Source organism: Hyphomonas sp. UBA3601, assembly GCF_002375605.1.
Lineage (GTDB): Bacteria > Pseudomonadota > Alphaproteobacteria > Caulobacterales > Hyphomonadaceae > Hyphomonas.
Genome location: NZ_DFME01000141.1, coordinates 8,794 through 11,652 on the forward strand (window position 1 = coordinate 8,794; position 2,859 = coordinate 11,652).

Genomic DNA, 2,859 nt, shown 5'->3' on the forward strand with positions numbered 1-2,859 from the left:
TGGGGTTTCGGGGGCGGGCGTCTCTGATGCGGGTGTCTCTGGCTGGCCGCAAGCTGCCAGAACCAGTGCAGACAGGGCGATCATCGGGGTCAATTGCTTCACAGGGTGTCTCCTCAACAGGCCTCTTGAACCTCTCCTTACGCTACCCACATAGATCATGTCACGGTGCCGTAAATCGGGCTGTGACCGGTATCTGTCCCAACGCCGAATTCGGGTTGGTTCTTTTCAGGTGCTGAACATCCATCCGGGCGCTCCCCGAACGGGTTGCCCGCAGTTGCTTGATTTAAGAGGACTGAACACATGAGCAATATCGACCTTACCCCCCTTTACCGTACCGTTGTCGGCTTTGACCGGCTTGCGGGCATGATTGATCAGGCGTCTCGCCTCGACGGGTCACAAGGCTATCCCCCATACAATATCGAACGCGTTGACGAAAACGCCTTCGCCATCGAGATCGCGGTCGCGGGATTTACCGAAGATGACCTCGAGATCGAGACGAAAGAAGGCTTGCTGACTGTGGCCGGCAAGCGCGGCGAGAATGAAGACGGCGAGGGCCGCAACTATCTGCATCGCGGCATTGCCCAGCGCAGCTTTATCCGGCGCTATCAGCTGGCCGACCATGTCATCGTGACCGGTGCCAATCTGCAGCACGGCGTGCTGCGCATCGACCTTATTCGCGAGCTTCCTGAAGAGAAGAAACCTCGCAAGATCGAGATTGGCGCCCCGGCAAAGTCGGAGCCGAAACTGATCGGCAAGAAATCGGCCAGCAACGCGGCCTAAACGCCGAGTTCTGATCAGATAAGAGAACGGCGCGTCCAGAGATGGGCGCGCCGTTTTTTGCATTCAGGCCCAGAAGTGTGGTGCCAGGTTTCCTGCCAGCGTGGCGGCGGCCTTTTCTCGCAGGATTTGCAGTGCAGGCTGGATCGCATCCGTGTCTGACTCTGACTGATAGGCCGCGAACACAGGATAGGCGATGGTCGGGACATCCGGAACTTCGAAAAGGAACCCTTTTGCCAGATGGGTTTCGACCAAGCGCCGAGGCAAATACCCGGCGGCTTCACTGGCGATGAGGAAGGACGGCCCGAAGAATCCCAGGGCGACTGTGGTCCTTGGCTCCATGAGCTTTGGCAGGATCTGGGCGTGCCGGTCACGATACTCTTCGCCCCAGTCGACATAGACATAACGGTCTTCGAATTCGCCCTTTGGATCGGTGGTGACCATGATGAGATCGTCATCCATCAAGTGTTCCACCGCGATATCGGTGCGCAGGCGAGGTTGATGCAGCACTGCGATGTCCAGAAGGCCTTCTGACAAAAGGCGTGACAGGGCAAGGGGCGTGCCGGCCTCCGCCTTGAAGGCGACGTTTGTCATTTGCTCCTGCATCTCCACAAGTGCCTGGGAGAGGAAGCGGGCCCAGAGATTGTACTGCCCACCGAGGATCAGCATATCGTCAAAGGTTTCCGGAATCCCGGCCTGCTGACGACCTTGCTCCCATGCGCGCACAATTGTCCGGGCATATCGTTCGAAATGATAGCCGTGTGATGTCAGCCGGGCGCCGGCTTTCGATCGTGCGAACACTCTTTGTCCGAGGCGATCTTCCAGCGTCCGGATCCGGGCGCTCACCGTGGACTGGGTGACGTGTACCTTGTCCGCCGCACCCTGAAACGTGCCGGTTTCAATGACTGCCAGGAATGTGCGAGCAACTTCAACATCAATCATTCAATATTCCGATTTCAAGCATCGATTAAATTCGTTATTCGAATTCCATGTAACTCCCTATCTAGGCAGCATGTCAGATCAAGGAGAAACGACAATGAAAACCCATCTCATCGCCGGTCTCGCCGCACTCACCCTGCTTGGCGCCTGCGCTTCCGCGGCGGCCGCACCAGCCGTCTCGTCCAACATTTCCATGTCCGATCTCGATCGGAAGGAGCTGAAGCAGTGGAACAAAGCCGAGAAAGACATTCGCAAGGGTGAGAAGCTCATCGCGGAGGGTAACAAGGACCTTGAAAAGGGCGAGGAAATGGTCCGCAAGGCCCGTCAGGCGCTTCGCAAGGGCGAAGACAAGGTCGCCGATGCTGAGGCGGATGTCCGAAAGGGTGAACGCCTTGTCGCGGACGCGCGGAACGTCCAGACGCGGCTTGAAGTGCTCAACCCTGCGCCCGCCGAAACCGGGTCGCCCGAGTCCTGATATAGACAAAACCAAAGAAAACGGCGCGACCACAGGGACGCGCCGTTTTTCTATTTGCGAATTGTCTCTGGCGGCTAGCCGAAGAATTTCGAGCAACCGGCTTCCGACAGGAAGCCTTTGAGAGCGTCGTCGCTGAGCGAAGCGCCGACCGCCTTGCGGACGGAATCATAGGCGCGGGCAGCATAGGTTTGCGTGGTCTGTTCAAAGCTGCCGCCCTCGATGGATGCGGAAACATTCTTGTCACCGCGTTCGGCGGCTTTTGAATTGGCCTTGGCCCAGGGCAGATAGGTTTTCGAGACTTCCTCGGCAAACAGCGGCGTCAGCGTGGGCGCAAGCGCTTCCAGCGACGCGAAAGGCGCGCCCGGTTTGGGATCTTCCATATTCTCGATCCAGGCAACCACAAAGGGGGCGTGCTTCTTGAGCCATTCGGCCGGGGTCTTGTCCATCATCATCTGTTGGAACTGCGCGGCGAGGGCGAAATCGGCCGCGGACGGACGACCGCCGAAGATGTAGAGTTGCTCGGTCAAATGCGCGTTGAGAAGCGTTGCAAAGCGTTCGAACGAGGCTTTCAGCATGTCTGCATTTGCGCTGTCGGCGCCAACCAGATTCAGACGGTCGGCCATGCGTTCGGCAATTTGCTTCTGGGCCTTCTTGTAGGCGCGGGGGCG

4 protein-coding genes are annotated in these 2,859 nt (G+C 58.2%); 2 read left to right on the plus strand and 2 right to left on the minus strand.

What is annotated here, in order from left to right:
• The first annotated feature begins 300 nt into the window (after positions 1 to 300).
• On the plus strand, positions 301 to 780 hold the full coding sequence (locus tag B4F73_RS15900; protein WP_034817234.1) for an Hsp20 family protein: 480 nt from the start codon (positions 301 to 303) through the stop codon (positions 778 to 780).
• A 63-nt stretch (positions 781 to 843) separates the two neighbouring features.
• Here B4F73_RS15900 and B4F73_RS15905 read toward each other — a convergent pair whose 3' ends face one another.
• The gene (locus B4F73_RS15905) at positions 844 to 1,719 is read right to left on the minus strand and encodes a LysR family transcriptional regulator (RefSeq protein WP_290483752.1); all 876 of its coding nucleotides are present in this window, start codon (positions 1,717 to 1,719) and stop codon (positions 844 to 846) included.
• A gap of 94 nt (positions 1,720 to 1,813) precedes the next feature.
• Between B4F73_RS15905 and B4F73_RS15910 the strand changes: the two genes are divergently transcribed.
• A complete protein-coding gene (locus B4F73_RS15910; protein ID WP_206991788.1) occupies positions 1,814 to 2,191 on the plus strand; it encodes a hypothetical protein in 378 nt (125 codons plus the stop codon).
• A gap of 74 nt (positions 2,192 to 2,265) precedes the next feature.
• Here the strand turns inward: B4F73_RS15910 and B4F73_RS15915 are convergent.
• Positions 2,266 to 2,859, minus strand: a 594-nt coding sequence (locus B4F73_RS15915) for a glutathione S-transferase C-terminal domain-containing protein (protein WP_290483753.1), incomplete at its 5' end; no start/stop codon positions are given.